A 2,834-nucleotide genomic window follows, 5' to 3' on the forward strand; every position below is an offset into this window, starting at 1 on the left:
AAAATTTAATATCGGCTTAAAAACATTAATAAAGTTAATTGCATTGTCGGATCTGGCTCTAAATAGCCATACACAATAGCCACAAATCCCTACTATTGCATCATGTCAACTAAGATTTACYGYTYCGTTTTATTTTGTTTTGTTTACTAGGATAGTGAGTCTAATTTCTGACTCAAAAAAACAAGAAATAATTATGAAAACTTCAATTTTTATTAGTCTATCGGCTTTAACTCTTTTTTTGGTGGCTACTCCTACATCAGCCAATGAGATTTCAGCTATTAATCAAACTTCGACTGATAGTATCGTTAAAATTACGCCTTTCGATTTAGTTTATGGAGCTTATCGAGGTTATTTTACCGACTCAGGAATTCCAGGTTATGCTAACCTCATCGCAGCAGTCAATGCGGGTAGGGTTAACGCTGAGGATTTAGTAGAAGAAGCGATCGCTCTTGGAAGATTAGCACCAGAAACTATTAACAATCGAGCATATCTTAATAGTGTAGCTGGGCTACTTGATAGTTTAGATACAAACTAATAACTACAATCGACTTAACTTTATATGGCTATTGTCAATTCTATGTCATCGTAATTTCATATTTGTCTGTCAACCTAATATTAGATATTATTGCGAGACTTTAATATCCTCACACATATAAAAGCTTTAATAATGTCTAATAAGCTAGTGCCAAAATAGCTTTGAAGAGCGTTAAAGCTTTTTTCTTTAGATTTCATCCTAATGTCATTTTTTAATTTGCATTTGCTCGATTGCATCTGATTGCATCGTTGTTTTTGCCAATCTAAAAATGTGTATTTATTTGTTAAGCCTGGCAATAATGTCATTCTAATTTCATTTTGTTATGAGATTTTTAAAACATTAGGCTTCGAGTTTAAAGAGGTTAAATAATGCTGAATYAGTAAAGTATGGGTGCTTCACACATTAATTTACAAAGCAACAACACTTTTTTGTATTTCAGTAATTCTCTTTCAATGGAGCATGTCTCGGTTCTGGTCGCATCAATATCTTTGACTGAATCGGGCTAAAAACTAAAGTTTGCATTACAGAGATATTTACGATCTCCTAGCAAATTTAGATATTTAGATTGAAAACAGAATCAATTTTAGTGTGAGGAAAATGTTCAAACTATTTAAGTCTATAATTAAGACTGGGTCTGCGGTCTTACTAACTTCTGTCTTTTTTAGCAATAGTTTACTAGCAGAAGAAACTCAATCGAGTACTTTGTCTCTGAAAAAAGAGCGAAAAGATTTRGCACAAGCTTTGCAAAACCCTAATGGGAAAGGCGATCGAGTTAACAACGAGCTACTCAATCGCGTCGAACAATACAGTCAACCAGAGCGATTAGGTACTGGGGCGATGTCGCAAGTTACTAACGTCAACCAACTACGAGATGTTGCGCCTACAGACTGGGCATATGAAGCATTACGTTCATTAGTAGATCGCTACGGCTGTATCGCGGGTTATCCCAATCAAACCTATCGTGGCAGCCAAGCCCTAACGCGGTATGAATTTGCGGCTGGTTTAAACTCCTGCTTAAACCAAATCGAGCGTTTGATTGCTTCTTCTGAAGCTGTCACTARAGAAGATTTAGACACGATGAATCGTCTGGCTCAGGAATTTGAAGCTGAATTGGCTACTCTTGGCGGTCGCATCGACAACATCGAGAGCCGCACTGCCTTCTTAGAAGATAATCAGTTTTCGACAACTACTAAACTTAATGGAAATGTTATTTTCATTCCTACTGCTGCTTTTGGTAGCGACGAGCAGGCAGATAGTGATGAAAGTCTCGATGAGCAAGTTACTTTTAGCTAYCGAACGCGATTGAATTTTGATACTAGTTTTACAGGTGAGGATCGTTTGAGAGTAAGGTTAGAAGCTGGAAACTTTACCAGCTTAGCTGATGCTACTGGTACCGATATGGCTCGCCTAGCTTTTGATACCAATAGTGAAAACAGTATAGAAATTAACGATTTGTCCTATCGTTTTCCACTAGGAGATAATATCAGAATATGGTTGGGAGCAAATGGAACTGATTTAAACGATTTGGGTGATACTCATAACCCTTATCTTGAAAGCACTGACACAGGAGCTCTTAATCGTTTCTTTAACTACAATCCCTTTATTTTTAGAACGGGAGCTCAGCAGGCTATTGGTGCTAATGTCAAATTCACCGATTCTTTGGGTTTAGATTTAGCATATCTTACTGGAGATGCTGAAGAGYYAAGTGAAACCAATGGACTATTTAACGGAGACTATACGGCTATCGGTCAGCTAAATTGGCAACCAATCGAATCACTTTCTCTCGGTTTGGCTGGCGGTTATTCCTATTATCCCGACGATGATGTCAACCTTTCTGGTAGCACTGGTAGTTCTATTGCCAGTCAACCCTTTGGYGAAGTTGCTACTTCTGCTATCCGCGCMGGGGTTCAAGGAAGCTGGGAAATCACTCCGAGAATAAACATCGGAGCTTGGGGTGGCTATATTAATGCTGAGGCTTTGGAGACAGACGAAAATGCYGATTTATGGAACTGGGTGGCAAATGTTTCACTGCTCGATGTGGGTAGAGAAGGAGCTATTTTTACCGTTGCTGGCGGAATGCCTCCGAAAGCAACCGATGTAGATGGAGGACCAGATGATGTGGATACTTCCTACATAATTGAAGCACAATACAAATTCCCGCTCTCGGACAGTATTTTGTTGACTCCTGGGGCTTACGTAATCTTAAACCCCAATCATAATGAGGACAATGACGAAATCTGGGTAGGAGCGATCCGAACTAATTTTATTTTTTAGAACTTTCTAACGGCAGAGAAATTCT

2 protein-coding genes are annotated in these 2,834 nt (G+C 38.6%); both read left to right on the plus strand.

What is annotated here, in order from left to right; translation table 11 throughout:
* Positions 1-193 precede the first annotated feature (193 nt).
* Positions 194-535: a hypothetical protein gene (locus tag KV40_RS28420; protein ID WP_036488382.1), complete on the plus strand. Its 342-nt coding sequence runs from the start codon at positions 194-196 to the stop codon at positions 533-535.
* A 597-nt stretch (positions 536-1,132) separates the two neighbouring features.
* Positions 1,133-2,809: an iron uptake porin gene (locus tag KV40_RS28425; RefSeq protein WP_036488385.1), complete on the plus strand. Its 1,677-nt coding sequence runs from the start codon at positions 1,133-1,135 to the stop codon at positions 2,807-2,809.
* Positions 2,810-2,834 lie beyond the last annotated feature (25 nt).

This window comes from Myxosarcina sp. GI1 (genome assembly GCF_000756305.1).
Classification (GTDB): Bacteria; Cyanobacteriota; Cyanobacteriia; order Cyanobacteriales; family Xenococcaceae; genus Myxosarcina.

What these genes read in the sequence shown, in the direction of transcription:
- KV40_RS28420 (WP_036488382.1), top strand. Translation starts at nt 194, where the DNA reads ATGAAAACTTCAATTTTTATTAGTCTATCGGCTTTAACTCTTTTTTTG.